The organism is Salinibacterium sp. M195 (assembly GCF_019443965.1).
GTDB lineage: Bacteria > Actinomycetota > Actinomycetes > Actinomycetales > Microbacteriaceae > Rhodoglobus.
Map to the genome: position 1 here is coordinate 695,645 of NZ_CP040814.1, position 14,628 is coordinate 710,272.

The 14,628-nt window shown below is 61.7% G+C and carries 15 protein-coding genes; 11 read left to right on the forward strand and 4 right to left on the reverse strand.

Annotated features, from left to right (window positions below; translation table 11 throughout):
* Positions 1-9: 9 nt before the first annotated feature.
* From FFT87_RS03310 to FFT87_RS03330, 5 genes are read left to right on the forward strand one after another with little or no spacing between them, the layout of a single operon-like run.
* Positions 10-966 carry an ROK family protein gene (locus FFT87_RS03310; protein WP_219949948.1) on the forward strand — a complete coding sequence of 319 codons (957 nt, stop codon included), beginning with the start codon at positions 10-12 and terminating at the stop codon, positions 964-966.
* Entirely contained in the window at positions 963-1,925 is a 963-nt protein-coding gene (locus tag FFT87_RS03315; protein ID WP_219949949.1) for a 1-phosphofructokinase family hexose kinase, read from the forward strand. The genes FFT87_RS03310 and FFT87_RS03315 overlap by 4 nt, the downstream gene beginning before the upstream one ends.
* Positions 1,922-2,764, forward strand: a complete 843-nt coding sequence (locus FFT87_RS03320; protein WP_219949950.1) for a class II fructose-bisphosphate aldolase — start codon at positions 1,922-1,924, stop codon at positions 2,762-2,764. The genes FFT87_RS03315 and FFT87_RS03320 overlap by 4 nt, the downstream gene beginning before the upstream one ends.
* On the forward strand, positions 2,765-3,565 hold the full coding sequence (locus tag FFT87_RS03325) for a DeoR/GlpR family DNA-binding transcription regulator (protein WP_219949951.1): 801 nt from the start codon (positions 2,765-2,767) through the stop codon (positions 3,563-3,565).
* A complete protein-coding gene (locus FFT87_RS03330; protein ID WP_219949952.1) occupies positions 3,562-4,815 on the forward strand; it encodes an FAD-binding oxidoreductase in 1,254 nt (417 codons plus the stop codon). Before FFT87_RS03325 ends, FFT87_RS03330 begins: the two co-directional genes overlap by 4 nt.
* Here the strand turns inward: FFT87_RS03330 and FFT87_RS03335 are convergent.
* Positions 4,799-5,179, reverse strand: coding sequence for a protealysin inhibitor emfourin (locus FFT87_RS03335; protein ID WP_219949953.1), 381 nt, complete (start codon positions 5,177-5,179; stop codon positions 4,799-4,801). The two genes, FFT87_RS03330 and FFT87_RS03335, sit on opposite strands and share 17 nt — an antisense overlap.
* 27 nt (positions 5,180-5,206) lie before the next feature.
* Positions 5,207-6,307 carry a M4 family metallopeptidase gene (locus tag FFT87_RS03340; protein WP_219949954.1) on the reverse strand — a complete coding sequence of 367 codons (1,101 nt, stop codon included), beginning with the start codon at positions 6,305-6,307 and terminating at the stop codon, positions 5,207-5,209.
* Positions 6,308-6,477: 170 nt separating this feature from the next.
* On the opposite strand from FFT87_RS03340, the gene FFT87_RS03345 reads away from it, so the two are divergent.
* Positions 6,478-7,764: an adenylosuccinate synthase gene (locus tag FFT87_RS03345; RefSeq protein WP_219949955.1), complete on the forward strand. Its 1,287-nt coding sequence runs from the start codon at positions 6,478-6,480 to the stop codon at positions 7,762-7,764.
* A gap of 78 nt (positions 7,765-7,842) precedes the next feature.
* On the opposite strand, the gene FFT87_RS03350 is transcribed toward FFT87_RS03345, so the two are convergent.
* The gene (locus tag FFT87_RS03350) at positions 7,843-8,865 is read right to left on the reverse strand and encodes a restriction endonuclease (protein WP_219949956.1); all 1,023 of its coding nucleotides are present in this window, start codon (positions 8,863-8,865) and stop codon (positions 7,843-7,845) included.
* Positions 8,866-9,093: 228 nt separating this feature from the next.
* Between FFT87_RS03350 and FFT87_RS03355 the strand changes: the two genes are divergently transcribed.
* The 5 genes from FFT87_RS03355 to FFT87_RS03375 all read left to right on the forward strand — a co-directional run bounded on the left by FFT87_RS03355 (position 9,094) and on the right by FFT87_RS03375 (position 12,878).
* Positions 9,094-9,474: a hypothetical protein gene (locus tag FFT87_RS03355; RefSeq protein WP_219949957.1), complete on the forward strand. Its 381-nt coding sequence runs from the start codon at positions 9,094-9,096 to the stop codon at positions 9,472-9,474.
* A gap of 83 nt (positions 9,475-9,557) precedes the next feature.
* Complete coding sequence (locus FFT87_RS03360; RefSeq protein WP_219949958.1) at positions 9,558-10,103, forward strand: GNAT family N-acetyltransferase; 546 nt, start codon at positions 9,558-9,560, stop codon at positions 10,101-10,103.
* Between the two features lie 126 nt (positions 10,104-10,229).
* On the forward strand, positions 10,230-10,892 hold the full coding sequence (locus FFT87_RS03365; RefSeq protein ID WP_219949959.1) for a GNAT family N-acetyltransferase: 663 nt from the start codon (positions 10,230-10,232) through the stop codon (positions 10,890-10,892).
* Positions 10,889-11,851, forward strand: coding sequence for a DMT family transporter (locus FFT87_RS03370; RefSeq protein WP_219949960.1), 963 nt, complete (start codon positions 10,889-10,891; stop codon positions 11,849-11,851). The genes FFT87_RS03365 and FFT87_RS03370 overlap by 4 nt, the downstream gene beginning before the upstream one ends.
* A 124-nt stretch (positions 11,852-11,975) precedes the next feature.
* Positions 11,976-12,878: an amidase domain-containing protein gene (locus tag FFT87_RS03375; RefSeq protein WP_219949961.1), complete on the forward strand. Its 903-nt coding sequence runs from the start codon at positions 11,976-11,978 to the stop codon at positions 12,876-12,878.
* A gap of 73 nt (positions 12,879-12,951) precedes the next feature.
* On the opposite strand, the gene pgm is transcribed toward FFT87_RS03375, so the two are convergent.
* Positions 12,952-14,604, reverse strand: a complete 1,653-nt coding sequence (gene pgm / locus FFT87_RS03380; protein WP_219949962.1) for a phosphoglucomutase (alpha-D-glucose-1,6-bisphosphate-dependent) — start codon at positions 14,602-14,604, stop codon at positions 12,952-12,954.
* Positions 14,605-14,628: the final 24 nt, after the last annotated feature.

Genomic DNA, 14,628 nt, shown 5'->3' on the forward strand with positions numbered 1-14,628 from the left:
AAGGTCCCTATGCCCCTCGGAGCAGGGACGCCGGTCCTCGCTTTCGACGTCGGCGGCACTGACACCAAATCTGCCCTCATCGATCATTCCGGGCGCGTGTTGGGCCTGAAAAGGACTCCCACCGCGACGGGAGAAGATCCCGCCCGGGCGGTTGCTGATTCCCTCGGCGTGCTCGCAAGAGAACTGTGTGCAGAGTTTCCGGATGTTCACCCCCGCGGCGCCGGAGTTGGGGTGCCTGGGCTCGTCAACGAAGCCGCAGGAATCGGAGTGTTTGCGTCCAATCTGGGATGGCGCGATGCGCCCATCCGCGACCTCGCGTCCGAGGCAATCGGGCTACCCGTAGCTTTTTGCCACGATGTTCGCGCAGCAGGCCAGGCGGAACTCAAGCTCGGCGCTGCGCGCGGTTTTCAGAGCGTAGTGGTGCTCGCTATCGGCACCGGAATCGCCGGGGCAATTATCGTGACCGGCAAACCCTACGCGAGCGACGGATTTGCTGGCGAGTTTGGGCACTCCCTCAGTGACGCTCAGGGCGAGCGCTGCCCGTGTGGGGCAATCGGATGCCTCGAAACTATCGCTTCCGCTGGCGCAATCGCGCGGCGTTACGCTGCCGCAACCGGAGTAGCGGTGAGCGGGGCGAAGGAAGTTTTTGTCGCTGCCGAAGGTGGGGATCCTGCGGCACGGTTGGTGTGGGACAACGGAGTCAATGCCCTGGGCGATGAGCTTGCGCGCATCGCCGCGATGTTGGCACCGCAAGCGATCGTAATCGGGGGTGGGCTCTCTCAGGCGGGCCCGCGCTATCTCTCTGCAGTTGAGGCGCGAATGGATAGCCGCCTGAGCTTTCACCGCAGGCCACAAGTGCTTCACGCCACTCTGGGCGACGATGGCGGCCTCTTCGGAACCGCGCTTGCCGCTCGAGAGCTCGCCGACGCGACGCCGCTGCGCGAGAGCGACGGAGGTTGCCTGTGATTATCACCGTTACTCCCAACCCGGCACTTGATCTCACCTGGACTGTCGATCGGTTCACCCCGGGGGCGAGCCATCGTGCGCCAACAGGGTCCGCTCGTGCCGGAGGTAAAGGACTCAACGTGGCGCGAGTTCTCAACAGTGTCAACGTCCCGGTGCTGGCAATCGCTACGGCGGGTGGCGCGACCGGCGACGAGTTCTTGGCGGAGTTGCGCACAAGTGGCGTTCCTCACAAGATCGTTCCCGTAGCCGCTGAAACTCGTCGCAGCATTGCGATAGTAGACCGCGAAACCGGGCAAGCAAGCGTGCTCAATGAGGTGGGTCAACCGCTCACTGGTCATGAATCTGAACAATTCGAAACGTCGATAGCGCGATTCAGTTCTTCCGGCGACGTCGTCGTTTTTAGCGGCAGCTTGCCCGCTGGCTACACACCTCACCGGTTGTCGCGATTGATAGCCAGCCGAAAAGCCGAAGGATGCCTGGTCATCGTGGATACGGGAGGAGAGGGGCTCATTGCTGCGGCACAAGCGGGAGCCCATGCGCTCAAACCCAACCGCGAAGAACTCGCGGAGGCAACGGGCTTCTCTGATCCACTCGATGGCGCGCGATCGTTGATTGCCTTGGGCGCTCGACTCGTTGTGGTGTCGCTGGGCGAAGAGGGCCTCACCATTGTCATTTCCGCCTCCCGTGCGGACGATATTAACGCGCGGCTCCCGGAGCCGATCCACGGAAACGCGACGGGTGCTGGCGACGCTGTTGTCGCTGCCCTGGCGCAGGCGTGGTCCGAAAATCCCCTACTCGATCATCCGGAGCAGATTGCTGCCCGAGTTGCGCTTGCTCGCCGTGCCACTGCGTGGTCGGCCTCCGCTGTGCTCATGCCTGTGGCTGGCGAACTCTCGCCTCGTCGTGTCGAACTCGAAGAAGACGTCATCGTATCGATGACGCACAAGGAGAACCGATGACCATCACTTCGACACGGGAACTTCTCGATGCGGCCGTCGCACGGCAGCGAGGGCTTGGCGCGTTCAACGTCATCCACCTCGAGACTGCAGAAGCGATCGTCGAGGCCGCAGAATCTAGCGAACTGCCGGTGATCCTTCAGATCTCACAGAACTGTGTGGCCTATCACGGCAACTTCTCGCCCATTGCTCGCGCGATGCTTGCCATCGCAGAAGAGTCAACGGCAAAGGTGGCTGTGCACCTGGACCACGCCGAAGACCCGAACCTTGCATTTCGTGCCATCGATAGTGGATTCGGTTCGGTGATGTACGACGGATCGGCTCACTCCTACGCCCAGAACGTCGAAACAACCCGTCGGGTCGTCGAGTATGCCCACGGCACTGACACCCTCGTTGAAGCAGAACTCGGCGAAGTCGGTGGCAAGAATAAGCCGCACGACCCCGGAGTGCGAACTGATCCGGCCGAAGCTGCGGAATTCGTTCGAGAGACAGGGGTGGGGTCGCTCGCTATTGCGGTCGGGTCATCCCATGCGATGACCGAAAGGGTCGCCGCAATCGACCTCGAGCTCATCGCGAGCGTGAACGCAGCAGTGCGTGTGCCGCTCGTTCTGCACGGTTCCTCGGGCGTGAGCGACGAACAGTTAGTATTGGGGATTCGTGCAGGGTTAACAAAAATCAACGTCTCAACTCACCTCAACGCCGTGTTCACCGGAGAAATTCGTCGCTATCTTGCCGGGAACCCGGAGGTCGTTGATTCACGTCGCTACATTGCTGCGGGGCGAAAAGCGCTTTCCGCAGAGGCGCAGCGTTTACTTGAGTTGTTTGAGAGGACAGGCAAATAGATGGTGGCCGATCAGTCTCGCGCCGACCGCTTTGACGCGATTCTCTCGCTGCTCGCGGAAGACGGAAGAATCGATGTCGAGCGGATAGTGAACACGCTCGAGGTATCACCAGCAACAGCACGACGAGACTTGGATGCGCTGGCATCGCAACAACTTCTGAGCCGCACCCGAGGTGGCGCGGTCGCACAGTCGGTGGCCTATGACCTTCCCATTCGCTACCGCAATTTGCACAACAAGGATGCGAAAGCGGCGATCGCTCGCGTTGCCAGCGAGATGGTCCCCAAAGGCGCCGTCGTCGGACTCTGTGGCGGCACCACCGCTACGGCGATCGCGGATGCGCTCATGTCGCGCAGCGACATCATGGAAGCCTCGACAGTCCCCAACCTGACGGTGATCACCAACGCCGTCAACATCGCCGTCCAACTTGCCGTTCGCCCTCAGATCAAAACCGTAGTCACCGGTGGTGTTTTGAATACTCGAACCTACGAAATGGTCGGCAACTATGCCGAAGCAGTCATGCGCGGAATCACTTTAGATTTCGCTTTCGTTGGCGTGAACGGACTGTCCGCGCAGTTCGGGCCCACATCGCAAGACGAACGAGAAGCTGCCATTAACGCGCTGATGGCAAGCCGAGCCGAGCATCCGGTACTCGTCGCCGACTCGTCGAAACTCGACCAACGATCATTCGCCGCGATCGGACCACGAGATCTCTTCACTACGGTGATTACCGACGCTGGCGCCACCGCAGCCCAGCGGAAAGCCCTCAGCGACTATGGTTACGACGTGGTGATCGCTCAGTGACGACTCAATCCTCTAACCGAGTCATAATTATCGGCGCCGGAATGGTGGGGCTCTGCACCGCGTGGTTCCTTCAAGAACGCGGCGTTGAGGTGACGGTTCTCGACCGCACAGGCGTTGCCGCCGGATCATCGTGGGGCAATGCCGGCTGGGTCGCCCCGGCTCTGACGCTTCCGCTGCCGGATCCCTCGATTTTTCGCTTCGGACTCAAAGCTGTCGTCAGCCCCGCATCACCGGTTTATGTCCCGCTCGCCGCGAATGCCACCCTGCTGCGCTTTCTCACTAGCTTCGCCCGCCATTCGCTTCCGGGCGCCTGGCGCAAGAACATGACGACCTTTGCTGAAATCAACAAGGGGGGTCTTGAGTCATTCGATCGCATGGAGGACGGCGGCGTCTCCGCTGCGCTCACCGAAGCCAACCCGTTTCTCGCGGCATTCGTCAGCGAACGTGATCAGCACACCATCGTGCACGAATTCGATGAGGTTGCTGCGCGCGGCGGCCATGTCAGCTACTCGAAAATTACGGGCGACGAGCTGCGCGAAATTGAGCCAAGCATCTCGGGCAACGTGACCCACGGGTTGCGCATTGACGGCCAGCGCTTCATTAACCCACCCGCTTTTATGGACGTGCTGGCGGCATCCGTTCGCGCCCGTGGTGCTCGCATCATCGAAGGCGCTAACGTCACTGGCGTTCGCGATCTTGGCGCTGATGGCATCGCGGTTGACGTTGACGGTCAGGATGCTGTGCGCGGCGACCAGGTCGTTATCGCGACCGGAACATGGCTTGCCGGACTCGCGCGTCAATTCGGAGTGAAGCAGGTTGTACAGGCCGGTCGTGGTTACAGCTTCAGCGTGAAGCCACCCGTGATCCCGACTCACCCCATCTACTTGGCTGCACAGCGTGTTGCGTGCACCCCTCTCGGTGATCGGTTGCGCGTGGGAGGCATGATGGAGTTCCGTCGCGCCGACGCGCCTGCCGACCCCCGCCGCATCCAGACCATCATCAACGCGGCGAGCCCGATGTTCGACGGGGTCGACTGGGAAGCACGCGAAGAAGAATGGGTCGGCTCGCGCCCCTGCACCGCTGATGGGCTGCCGCTCGTTGGCGGCACGCGCTCACCACGAGTGCACGTTGCTGGCGGTCACGGCATGTGGGGAATCGCCCTCGGTCCGCTCACGGGGCGGATGCTCGCCGACTCGATCACCGGTGGCGAGAAGCACCCCCTGCTCGACGCCTTTAATCCGCTGCGGTAGAACAGTCTTTGGGGTCGGCTGGTCTTTCGGCTTCGACCGGCTCTTCAGCATCGACCGGCTCGGCGGGCCCGGCTTGTTCTGGGCTTTCACTTGGTCGCGGGCGTTTGTTGGCTTCGCGCACACGATCGACGAGTTCACGCCAGGGGCCAACGAGTTCTTGTTCGGGGATGACCACTTCGTGCGGGTCACACCGGATTTCGTAGGTGTACCGGTCGGGCACGGGAATCGTGATGATGTGCTCGTGCCACGGTAACTCCGCGATGAGCAAGTACCACTGATCGGGGTCGGGTTGTTCGTCGATGACGACATCCCATTCGACGCGTCGACCGAGGAGGCCACCGCTGCGCCACACCTGTACCTTCACACGTGCATGCTATCTGGTGGGGCCGAATTATTCGATGGTGGTGATTCCGACCAGCTCCCAGCCGGCGATGACAGCGTCGCGTTCGGGGGAATCGGGGCCAAAGCGGGCGGTGGCTGATGCCACGGTTGCTGCGGCGAATTCCGAGAAGCTACTGCGCGGCGTAAGGGACTTGTTGGTGAGGGTGTCGTACCAAATGTGGCCGGCTCGCTCCCACGCAAACCCGCCGAGCGTGTCGGCAACGCTCCAGAAGGCGCGGTTGGGGATGCCCGAGTTGAGGTGCACGCCGCCGTTGTCGTCTTGCGTAACGATGTAGTCGTCCAGATGAGCAGGCTGGGGGTCTTTGCCGAGCACGTCGTCGTCGTAGGCAGTGCCTGGCGCTTTCAGTGAGCGCAGCGCGTTGCCTTCGACTTCATCGGTGAAGATGCCTTCGCCGACTAGCCAGGATGCTTCTGCCGCGTTCTGACCCAGCGCGTATTGCTCCACGAGGGTGCCGAAGACATCGGAGACATGTTCGTTGAGGGCACCGCTCTGGCCCTGATAGATGAGACCTACGGTGTATTCGGTAACCCCGTGTGCGAGTTCGTGGCCGATCACGCTGAGGGAGCGAGTGAAGCCGTCGAAGATCTCGCCGTCTCCATCGCCGAACACCATGCGCGTGCCGTCCCAGAACGCGTTGTCGTAGAGGCTGCCGAAATGCACAGTGGCTTCGAGAGGGGCAGAGCGATCATCAATCGAGTCTCGCTCGAACACCTCCCAGAAAATCGCGAACGTGTGCCCTAAGCCCTCGTAGGCTTCCGTCACCGACATGTCACCCGTCTCGGGCTCGCCCTCGGCGCGCACCAAAACACCCGGCAAACTCTCGCCCTCCTGGGCGTCGTAGATAGCGCGCACGACAGTGCCGCGTGCGCTCGGCTCCTCAGGCAGCATCGAACGGGGAGGCAAGGAGTGCTGGCCTCGCCCGTGATTGAGATGCTCATGAGCAATGTCTGTAAGGGAGCGCCGCGCCGCCTGCGCTGCGCGCTCAAACCGGGGATCGTCGAGTGTCGCTATTCGGGATAACAAGAACGGGGGGACGATCGCGCACAGGGCGCGGGGCGATTCGGTGGGGGAAACGTGTCTCAGCGGCATCCGGAACATGCTTAATGCTGACACGAACCACCGACGCTGGTGACGTTGGTTCACAATTCTCACGGAGTGCTCAGCAACGCGCGTGACGCAAGAAATCGTCAGCGATCGGCGAAAGACTGCTCTCGGGTAGACTGAGGTGTAATCCCCCCACTTCTTCGAAGGGATCCACCATGCCAGCAATCGTCATCATCGGCGCCCAATGGGGCGACGAGGGCAAGGGAAAAGCAACCGACCTCCTCGGTAGCCGCATCGACTATGTCGTCAAGTTCAACGGTGGCAACAACGCCGGTCACACGGTCGTGATCGGTGATGAAAAGTACGCTCTTCACCTTCTGCCGTCGGGCATCCTCACTGAAGGTGTCACCCCGATCATCTCCAACGGTGTCGTTATCGACGTCGAAGTTCTCTTTGAAGAACTGGATGCTCTGATCGCCCGTGGCGTCGACGTCTCCAAGCTGCTGATCAGCGCCAACGCGCACATCATCACCAACTACCACCGCACCCTCGACAAGGTGACGGAACGCTTCCTCGGCAAGCGCCAGATCGGTACGACCGGTCGCGGAATTGGTCCGGCGTATGCCGACAAGATCAACCGCGTCGGCATCCGAGTTCAAGACCTCTTTGACGAGAACATTCTTCGTCAAAAGGTTGAGGGCGCTCTTGACCAGAAGAACCACCTGCTCGTGAAGGTCTACAACCGTCGCGCGATCGAGGTTGAAGAGATCGTCACCGAGCTGCTCAGCTACGCCGACCGTCTGCGCCCCATGGTCGCCGACACCGGGCTGCTGCTGAACCAGGCCCTCGACAATGGCGAAGTTGTGCTCTTCGAGGGTGGCCAGGCCACGATGCTGGATGTCGACCACGGTACGTACCCGTTCGTCACGTCATCCAACTCCACTTCCGGTGGCGCGGCTACCGGTTCGGGCGTTGCCCCCAACCGCCTCGAGCGCATCATTGGAATCGTCAAGGCCTACACAACGCGTGTTGGTGCTGGCCCGTTCCCGACCGAACTGCACGACGAGTCTGGTGAGTTCTTGCGTTCCAACGGTTTCGAGTTCGGAACCACCACTGGGCGTCCGCGCCGCTGTGGTTGGTACGACGCTCCCATCGCCCGCTACACTGCGCGCGTCAACGGCGTCACCGACTTCGTGCTCACCAAGCTCGACGTGCTCACTGGCCTCAAGACCATCCCCGTCTGCGTCGCCTACGACGTTGATGGTGTGCGTTTCGATGAGATGCCGGTCTCGCAGACCGACTTCCACCACGCTGTGCCGATCTACGAAGAGTTCCCCGGCTGGGATGAAGACATCACCGGCGCTCGTGACTTCGACGACCTGCCCACGAACGCGAAAGACTACGTGCTCGCCATCGAAAAGATGAGCGGCGCCCGCATGTCGGCAATCGGCGTTGGCCCCGGCCGCGACGAAATCATCGTTCGTCACGACCTCGTCGACTAAAGCCTCGACACCCAGTTCGCACTCAAGCGGCACGCACCGGAAAGATCCGGGGCGTGCCGCTTGTGCGTTCAGTTTGGCTTACGCGCCGTCAGCTACGACCAGTACGGGCGTGAGCGGAATCAAGCTGCGCCACCGTTCCGGTAACTTTGCGTAGTTTTCAAGAACCAAAGTCACTACATCTTCGCCGGTGAGAAGGCGGAGTCCGGGACGCTGCCGTTCAATTGCGAGAGCGTCCCTCGTATATGACCCAAGAGTAACGAACAGTGACATTTCGCCTTGACCTTGGGTTCCCGCGAGTTGCTGAACCTCGGGCGCGCCTATCGTGCCGGTGAGGTGCTTGCACTGCACCTTGATCTGCGGTGGCTCTACGCCTAGCGGATCTCTATGGGCGATGACGTCGATACCCCCATCGTTCGAGTACTGGGTCACGCGCGCTTGGTATCCCAACACACGCATCAATGCAGCCGTGAACTCTTCGAAGTCTCGGTGGCTCATGTCACGATGGAGAGCTTCGAGGACGAAGTCGCGCGTGTGGCGCTCGATGCGTGAGGCTCGCGGCTCATCGCTCGAATCGTCGTCGTCATTGAGGTCAGTGACCACTTCGACTGCTTCGGCAACGCCCGAAAGCGTCGAGTCCTCAGCAGTCAACGCCGCCAAAAATTCGTTTGCGTGCTTGCGAACGCGAAACACTGTGATCGCAGAACCGATCTCGTAAAGCGCTGCTTGTGAAAACACGGTCCGGGAAAGCCCGACCTGCTTCCATTCGATCTTTCGGCGATGGCGGTGAGTCTGTGCCGCAGCTGCGTAATAGTAATCGCTTGCGATCACCCCGATGTTAACGGTCGAGTTCGGTTTGTAGGGGGCCACGATTACGTCGCCGACGCGCATTTCGTCTCGAAACCGGAACAGCACTCCTGCTTGGCCCGCGATAGACCTCGAATTAGCGTCGGGAAGCACCTCGACGAGAGCTCTTTTTAAGCCTTCACGTCCATCGGGAACGGAGTTCAAATCTGGTGTTTCATCCCAACCGACGCTGATGAAACCCTCGTCAACTAGCTCTGTGTTGAGCGTGTCGTTGTGAATGCCCCAATAGTCAGCCATTTTGCTCCATCTGCCTTTTCGATCTCAGCTTGCGAACGCCTGTATTGCTGAGGCACTCGCATTCGTAGTTTCTCGCGACGCACCGGAGTGGTTCACCCGACGACAATGGTATCGACGTTGGGTGCGCTCAGGCGTCTACGTGGCGCCAGTTCAAGGTGGACTGGTACGGTCGAAAAACCGTCGACGAGAGGAGTAATCATCAGATTCCTAAAGTATGGTTCTGCCGCGATGCTGGTCTTGCTCTTCCTCTCCCTTTTCTGGCGTCGGGAAGGCATGATCGGCGATCCGCTCGCCCTGATGCTCCTGCTCGTGGCCGTAATCGGGTTCGCGGCCTTCACTCTCGCGGTCGGTCTGCGATCGTTGACGCCCGTAAAGAGTCTTGGCGCTGTCACGATTGTGGGACTGGTGACGGTTTTTCTCGCGCTAGCAGGCACGCTTAGCTCGTTCTCGGTAATTGGTGCTGGCGGAACAGAGGGCTTCATCTACTTCCTCGTGGACATCAGCCTGGCCCTGACCGGAGTGATTCTGGTCGTTGTTGGCGCCCGGCGGACTCAATCGGAGCCGCGCGAGCGCGGTAGATCCGCGGCCGAATCCTCCGAACCTCGGTAGCCAGTGCCCTTGGGGTTTCCCCATCCGCCAGAAATTGCTGACTAATCAACGCGCTCTCACACGATCACCTAGGAGACAGCAGCATGGGCTTCACGTTTACCTCGCTCGACCTGCCAGCCGACCACGCTGCACTGATGCAGTTCATGCTGTCGAACGAGTTCCCGTTTCACGTGAACGTGAGACCGTCCCGCACTGACATTGAGCGAAGGATCTCGGAGGGAGAATTTGGCGGCCCCGATCACGCCAGCTTCTGGGTGCAATCGGAATCCGAAGGGCGCATCGGCCTCGTGGTCCTCGAAGACCTCCTCGACGACGCGCCCTTGTTCGACCTGCGGTTATCCGCGGCAGCTCGGGGCCGTGGACTGGGCGTGCCTATTCTGCAGGCCCTCACCGCTGAGGTCTTCCAACGATGGCCCAACGTCAATCGGTTCGAAGGGCAGACCCGCGAAGACAACATTGCGATGCGCAAAGCTTTCCTTCGCTCAGGGTTCATCAAGGAAGCTCACTACCGCGAAGGCTGGCCCGTGACCGGCGCACACCCGCTGGCATCAGTCGCCTATGCGATTCTTCGTCAAGACTGGGAAACGGGCGAGACCACACACTTCGTTTGGGAAGACCTCATCGCCTGAGTGACACCCGGTTTCGTGTGCGGCTCGGTAGCCAATCGAGGATTGCTGGACTGGACGACCGAAATCGGTGGATGAAAGTCCGAAATCCGCGCGTGTGGGGCCTCCGCAGGGTGGGAGTATTTGTGAGTGACCGTAACGCGCCCGCAGCCCCGCATTCTTCAGGGAACCCACGTATCCCTTGAACCCCTAACTGAAGCGCACCTTGCTGCGCTCTGGCCAGCGCTAGGCGTGCCCGCGGTATTCGCGGGAGGCTATGGCGGAGGCCCCGCCGGGCTACCCGCCGACGAGGCATCCTTCATTGAGTGGATGCGCGCCGGCTACCTCGGTTACGCCGACCGGATGCCGTTCGCCATACGCCTAAGCTCCGGCCCCGACGCAGGTCGTCTCGTGGGCGTCAGCACGCTGGGTGATCTCGACGAGGCCAACGCCAACGCCCACATCGGCTGGACCGCCTACGCTCCCACCGTGTGGGGCACCGCCGTGAACCCCGAAACGAAACTGCTGCTGCTGGGCTTTGCCTTCGACAGCGGCTACAACCGAGTGCGCCTTCAAGCGGATGCCATCAACGAGCGTTCGCGTGCTGCCATCCTCAAGCTCGGTGCGACCTTCGAGGGTATCCAGCGCCAACACCTGCTGCGGGCCGACGGTTCGTGGCGAGACACCGCTGTGTACTCCGTGATCGACACCGACTGGCCGGGCGTGAAGGCCGGGCTGCTTGGGCGGCTCGACGGCGTTGCGGCGCCCAGCGCGACCTCCGGTGACGCTGCCAAGCAGGAGCCGCGCGCGTGAGCCGTCCCGCTGCTCCCGCTGGCCGGGTTGAAAAGCACGATCACGCATCCCCACTCGGAACCTGGTTGCGGTTCGCCGGCGCCGGACTCGTCTGGGGTTCAAGCTTTCTCTTCATGAAGGTGGCTCTGGATGGCGTGAGCTTCGGGCAGGTCGCCTGGAGTCGGGCTGTTCTTGGCGCGCTCGCGCTGGTCGTCGTGTTTGCGGTCAGCCGTCGTAAGCTCCCTCGGCAGCCGATCGTGTGGGCCCACTTCACCGTCTTAGCGTTCCTCTTCGCGGTGTTCCCCTATCTACTGTTCGCGTGGGCAGAACAGTATGTGAGCTCGGGCCTCGCAAGCATTTACAACGCGACAACGCCCATCATGACGGCCATCTTTGCCACCCTCGTGTTTCGGGTTGAGAAGCTGACGCGCTCGCAGATCGCGGGCGTCACCCTCGGCATCTTCGGCGTGCTCGTGATCATCTCGCCGTGGCAAGCCGGTGACATCAGCGGCAGCCTGCTTGGGCAGCTTGCGTGCCTCGGCGCGGCCGTCTGCTACGGCGCTGCAATGAGCTACCAACGCAAGTTTGTGGCGCCATACAAAATTCCCGGCGTCACCTCCGCGACCCTCAACATCGGCATTGCTGCCGTCATCTACCTTCTGCTGACACCGTTCGTCGCCCTCGGCCCGGTGAACCTCACGCTGCCCGTCGTCGCCAGCCTGCTCGCCGTCGGGGTGCTCGGCACCGGCATGGCCTACGTGTGGAACTACCGAGTGCTCGCCGAATGGGGGCCGACCCGCACCTCTACCGTCACGTACATCACGCCCGTGATCGGCGTCATCCTCGGCATCGTCGTCTTGAAAGAAACCATGTCGTGGCATGAACCTGTCGGTGCAGCCGTTGTTCTCTTGGGCGTGCTTTTGGCTCAGGGTCGACTCAAGATTCCCGGTGGCCGGGCGCGCGCGGCGCAGAGCGAATAGCGCCGAGCGCAGTTCCGAAGGCCGAGACCGCAGAGCGCGGGCGCAGATAAAGCTTTCCTATGAATCCCATAGGCAAGTGCTGTTTCAGCGCGGGCTACGCTGCGGGTTCTGAGAAACTTAACCCGTGTCTTCCCCTTATCTTGTGCGCCGCATCGGCGTCGGTGCAGCAGCCCTCGGCGTTATCGCTGCCATCACGGCGTTCATTGTCATGGCCGCCGCGGGCGCCGAAACGGCCTCCACTGGTGCTGAGGATGCCTCTGCCGTCGCATTCGCAACCCCCGAAGTCCACGCCGTCAGCGCCACAACCGGCACTCTCGTAGGCGGAGAATCGATCACCATCACCGGCGCTTCCCTCGACGCAGTCACCGACGTTACCTTTGGCGGAGTCTCCGCCACCGACGTTGTCGTTTCCGACAGCGGAACTCTCACCGCGACAGTACCTTCGGCCGTCGACTTTCAGCCCATGACGGTCGCCATCGAAGTAGTCGCCGACGCTGAACCCGTGCTGGCCGAAGCCACGCTCGACTACACCTACGAAGCGTCCACCCCGGTCGATGACCAGATGCAGTACCTCTTGAAGCACTGGGAGGACTACAACGTCGATGAGTACGGCGACCTCAACTCGGTCGGCGGAGACTGCGCCAACTTTGCGAGCCAGTCGCTGCTCATGCGCGGCTGGACGATGACCGAAGAATGGTTCAACTACGACGCGGCTGCAGACTGGAGCGGTGCCTGGGGCTACGTTCCCACCTTCGAGAACTGGCTCACCGACAACCCTGACCTCGGGGCCACCTCGTTGAGTTTCGACCAGCGCGACCAAGTGAAGGTTGGCGACCTCGTCGTCTTCGACTGGAACGACAACGACTACCTTGACCACATCCAGGTCGTGTCTTCAGTGGAGACCGTTGACGGCGAGATCGTCATCAAGATGGTCGGCCACAACCTCGACACCAACTACCGCGACCTCGACGAAACCATCAGCGTCGATCACCCCGGCGCCACCGGACACTTCTGGAGCATTCCCTAACCTGCTGATGCCGGATGCCGGGTGCGCCGCAGCGTGGCTGCGGTGCAATTGAGTAGCGTCGTGTCTTCGAGGATCAGCCGTTCAGCGCTGCGTCGACGATCGCCTTGGCCTCTGCCTGCACGAGTCGTAGGTGCTCGGCACCCTTGAACGATTCGCCATAGATCTTGTAGACGTCTTCCGTGCCGCTGGGGCGGGCAGCGAACCACGCAAACTCTGTCGTCACCTTCACCCCGCCGATCGCAGCGCCATTACCCGGAGCCTCCGAGAGCTTCGCCGTGATCGGGTCACCAGCGAGTTCGGTGGCCGCGATTGCAGCCCCGCTCAACTTGCCCAGCTTGGCCTTCTGCTCTTTGCTGGCCGCGGCATCCACGCGTTCGTAAGCGGGGTCGCCGAACTCCTCGACAAGGTCGGCGTAGAGAACGGATGGCGTCTTGCCGGTGACCGCCAGAATTTCGCTGGCCAATAGGGCAAGCAGGATGCCGTCTTTGTCTGTCGTCCAGACAGAGCCGTCTTTGCGCAGGAAGCTCGCGCCAGCGCTCTCCTCGCCGCCGAACGCGACCGAGCCGTCAACGAGTCCGGGAACAAACCATTTGAAGCCGACGGGCACCTCGATGAGGTCGCGTCCCATCGCGGCGGCAACCCGGTCGATCATGGAACTGGAGACGAGAGTCTTGCCGACAGCGGCATCCGGGTTCCAGCCTTCGCGGTGCGTGTAGAGATACTGGATGGCGACAGCCAAATAGTGGTTGGGGTTCATGAGGCCGCCGTCGGGGGTGACGATGCCGTGGCGGTCGGCGTCGGCGTCGTTGCCGGTGAGAATGTCGAACTCGTCACGGCGAGCGACAACGGATGCCATGGCCGACTTTGACGATGGATCCATGCGAATCTTGCCGTCCCAGTCGAGCGTCATGAACGCCCACGTCGGGTCAACGTCGGGATTCACGACCGTGAGGTTGAGGTCGTATTTCTCGGCGATGAGCTTCCAATAGTTGACGCTCGCACCTCCCAGCGGGTCTGCACCAATGCGGATGCCGGCCGTGCGGATCGCGTCGATGTCGATGATGTTCTCGAGGTCGTCAACGTAGCGCCCGCGGAAGTCGTAGCTGCCCGCTGCCGTGTTCGCAGCGCCCACGGCTGCTGCAGTATCGGCCGAGCCCGTGCGCTTCACGGCCTGATTGCCGTCGGCGATGATCGCATTCGCCCGGTCAGCGATCCAGCCGGTGGCGTCACTGTCGGCGGGTCCGCCGTGGGGCGGGTTGTACTTGAAGCCGCCATCGCGGGGCGGGTTGTGGCTTGGCGTGATGATGATGCCGTCAGTCAGATCATCATGACCGTCAGCGTTGTAGGCGATGATCGCGTGGCTCAGAGCCGGGGTGGGCACGAAGTCATCGAACTCATCCTTCAATGCCAGCACGCCGTTAGCGGCAAGTACATCGAGCGCGGTCGTCTCCGCCGGCTGCGAGAGCCCGTGGGTGTCACGCCCGATAAACAGGGGCCCTGTGATGCCCTGCCCGGCCCGATATTCCACAATCGCCTGCGTGATGGCGGCGATGTGCACTTCATTGAAAGCCGTATCGAGTGAGGAGCCACGATGGCCGCTCGTGCCGAAGACCACGCGTTGCTCAGCGATCGAGACATCCGGAACCAGCGCGTAATACGCCGCCACCAACTCGCTCACATCAATGAGGTCGGATGCCTGGGCCGTCATGCCTGCGCGATCGTTCATGCGATCTAGTCTTACACCCTCCGC